The 2785-nt window shown below is 73.1% G+C and carries 3 protein-coding genes; all 3 read right to left on the reverse strand.

Annotated elements, in window-relative coordinates:
• Window positions 1-1033 (reverse strand): ATP-binding protein (locus tag AB0C29_RS42035; RefSeq protein ID WP_360833012.1); only part of this gene is annotated, 1033 nt, incomplete at its 3' end.
• A 45-nt stretch (window positions 1034-1078) separates the two neighbouring features.
• Window positions 1079-2134, reverse strand: coding sequence for a medium chain dehydrogenase/reductase family protein (locus AB0C29_RS42040; protein ID WP_360833015.1), 1056 nt, complete (start codon window positions 2132-2134; stop codon window positions 1079-1081).
• A 22-nt stretch (window positions 2135-2156) separates the two neighbouring features.
• Window positions 2157-2785 (reverse strand): multicopper oxidase domain-containing protein (locus AB0C29_RS42045; RefSeq protein ID WP_360833018.1); only part of this gene is annotated, 629 nt, incomplete at its 5' end.

Genomic DNA, 2785 nt, shown 5'->3' on the forward strand with positions numbered 1-2785 from the left:
CGGTCGGGTCGGTGGCCTCGGCCAGCGCGCCGTGGGCGGCGCGGCGTTCCCCGGCCGAGGCGGCGCGGTACACCGCCGACCGGGCCAGGGGGTGACAGAAGCGGATGCGGTGGCCGAACTCGGCCAGCCCGGTGTTCGCGGCCTCGTCACTCGACGCGGTCAGATCGAGGCCGAGCCGGCCGGCGGCCGCCCAGAGCAGGCCGGGGTCCCCGGTCGGGTCGGCGCCGGCGACGATGAGCAGGAGCCGGGCGTACGGGGACAGCCCGTCCAGCCGGGACCGGAAGCCGTCCTCGATCCGCGTCGGCACGCTCGACCCGTCCGGTGGCACGAAACCCCCGGCCCGGGGCAGTTCGAGCAGCGCCAGCGGACTTCCCTGGGCCTCGGCGATCAGCCGGTCACGGACCTGGTCGTCCAGGGGGAACGGGCTACGCGTCACGAGCAGTGTCTTGGCCTCCTCGTCGCTCAGCCCGGGCAGGGTCAGCCGGGGCAGCTCGCCAAATCCGTCGGGGGCCGCCCGCGTCCGGACCCCGAACAGCATCGCCACCGGGTCGGTCGTGACCCGGCGGGCCAGGAAGAGCATGACCTGGGCGGACGCTTCATCGAGCCACTGCGCGTCGTCGATCAGGCACAGCAGGGGCTGGTGCTGCGCGGCGGCGGTCAGCAGGCCCAGGGCCGCCATGCCGATCTGGAACGGTTCGGACGGTCCCTCGGCCAGGCTGAAGGCCACCCGCAGGGCGTCCCGGCTGCGCGGCGGCAGCTCGGACAGGCGGTCCAGCATCGGCAGGCACAGCTGGTGCAGTCCGGAGTACGGCAGCTCCTGCTCGAACTCGGAACCGGACGCGTGGACCACCCGGAACGCCGTAGCCGCCTGGGCCGCGTACCCCAGCAGTGCGCTCTTGCCGATGCCCGCCTCGCCGGCCAGCACGAGCGCGCCGCCGCGGCCCGCGGCCGCCCGGCCGGTCAGCTCGGTGAGGCGTTGCGTTTCCGCACGCCGGCCGACGAGCCGGTCGGGCCGGGAGGACAGCGTCAGCATGGCGCCGACAGTATGGGATCGGCGCACCGCCGACACGTCGATCGCTCAGGGCGTACCCGTCGCCGGGTCCGGCACCAGGATGACCTTGCCCGCGACGGTGCGGGACTCGGCGAGCGCGAGTGCCTCGCCCGCCCGGCTCAGCGGGAAGGTCGCGGCGACCTGCGCGGTGAGCACGCCCTCGGCCAGCAGCGCGAATACCGCGGTGAGGTCCTCGCGCAGGCGCGCCCGGAACGCCGCCGTCCGCCGTTCGCCGGCCCAGAAGTTGTAGAAGCGGGCGCCCTTGCCGTTCGGCGAGAGGTGCCACATCCACAGCTGGGAGAACAGGCTCAGGAAGACGGCCTGCGTCGAGGCGGAGTTGTCCTTCAACGCGGCCGTGCCGTAGGAGACCAGCGTGCCGCCCTTGCGGATCAGATGCCACGACTGCTTGAGCCCGTCCCCGGCAAGGTGGTCGAAGACGGCGTCCACCCCGCCCGGGGCCAGCGCGGCGATCCGGTCGTACAGGTGCGGGTCGCGGTGGTCGACCGGGATGGCCCCGAGCTTGTCCAGCAGCGGGTGGTGCCGGGCCGCCGCGGTGCCGATGACCTTGATGCCGTCGTGCTGGGCGAGTTGCACCAGCGTGGATCCCACCCCGCCGTTGGCGCCGAGCACCACGATGGTCTGGCCGGCGCGGACCTTCGCCAGCCGCAGCAGCTGGCGGGCGGTGACGCCGTTGACCACGACCGTCTCGGCCTCGGCGGGGTCCACCCCGTCCGGCACCGCGATCAGGGCATCGGCGTCGACCAGGACGTGACTGGCCCAGCTGCCCACCTTGGTCACCACGGCGAACCGGCGCCCGGCCAGCGCCGGGTCGGCTCCCGGCCCGAGGCGGGCCACCGTGCCCACCGCGTCGTAGCCGGGGACGAACGGGAACGGCGGTTGCCCGTAGTACCGGCCGAGCCGCATCTGCTGCTCCGCGAACGAGACACCGGTGGCCTCGACGCGCAGGACGACCTGCCCGGGGCCGGGCGCGGGGATCTCGCGGGTACGGACCTCGAGGCCGTCCGGCTGCACGATGCCGGGAAGAACGATCTCCGTCATGACGGCTGCGCCGAGCTCGGACACAAAGGCTCCTTCGATGGTGCGGCTATTCGGGGGAGTGCGCCGAGGCGTACGGGGTCCGGACGCCCTGGTACGCGAGGTGCATGATCATGCCGTTGGCGCCGTGCTGGAAGTTGTGGCAGTGGTCCATCCAGATGCCCGGGTTGTCGGCGACGAACTCGAACTCGTAGACATCGCCGGTGCTGATGTTCAGCGTGTCGGTCCACCACGGGCTGCCGGTGGCCGGCTCACCGTTGCGGGACAGCACCCGGATGCGATGGCCGTGCAGGTGGAACGGGTGCTCGATGGTGCTGCGGCTGGCGATGCGCATCCTGACCCGGTCTCCGCGGGTGACCTCCAGCGAGGGCACCGCGGGGTACAGCCGGCCGTTGATGAGGCTGCTGACGTACGAGAGGCGGCCCTGGCTGAAGCCGAACCCGTCGTCCAGTCGCAGGTCGAACGTCCGCTGGTAGGTCTGGGCCGGAGGTGCCGGGCCGGAGCCGTAGGCCAGCGGGTCGAACTGCTCCCCGCTGTCCACCCGGACCGGTGCGGCTGCGCCGTCGGGACTGAAGGTCAGTGCGGTGTTCCCGGCGCCGGCCACGGTCACCGGGCCGGCCGGCATCGTGAAGGTGAGGTCGTAGCGGCCGCCGGCCGCCAGCACGAGCTGCGTTCCCG

Source organism: Actinoplanes sp. NPDC048791, from assembly GCF_040650095.1.
GTDB lineage: Bacteria > Actinomycetota > Actinomycetes > Mycobacteriales > Micromonosporaceae > Actinoplanes.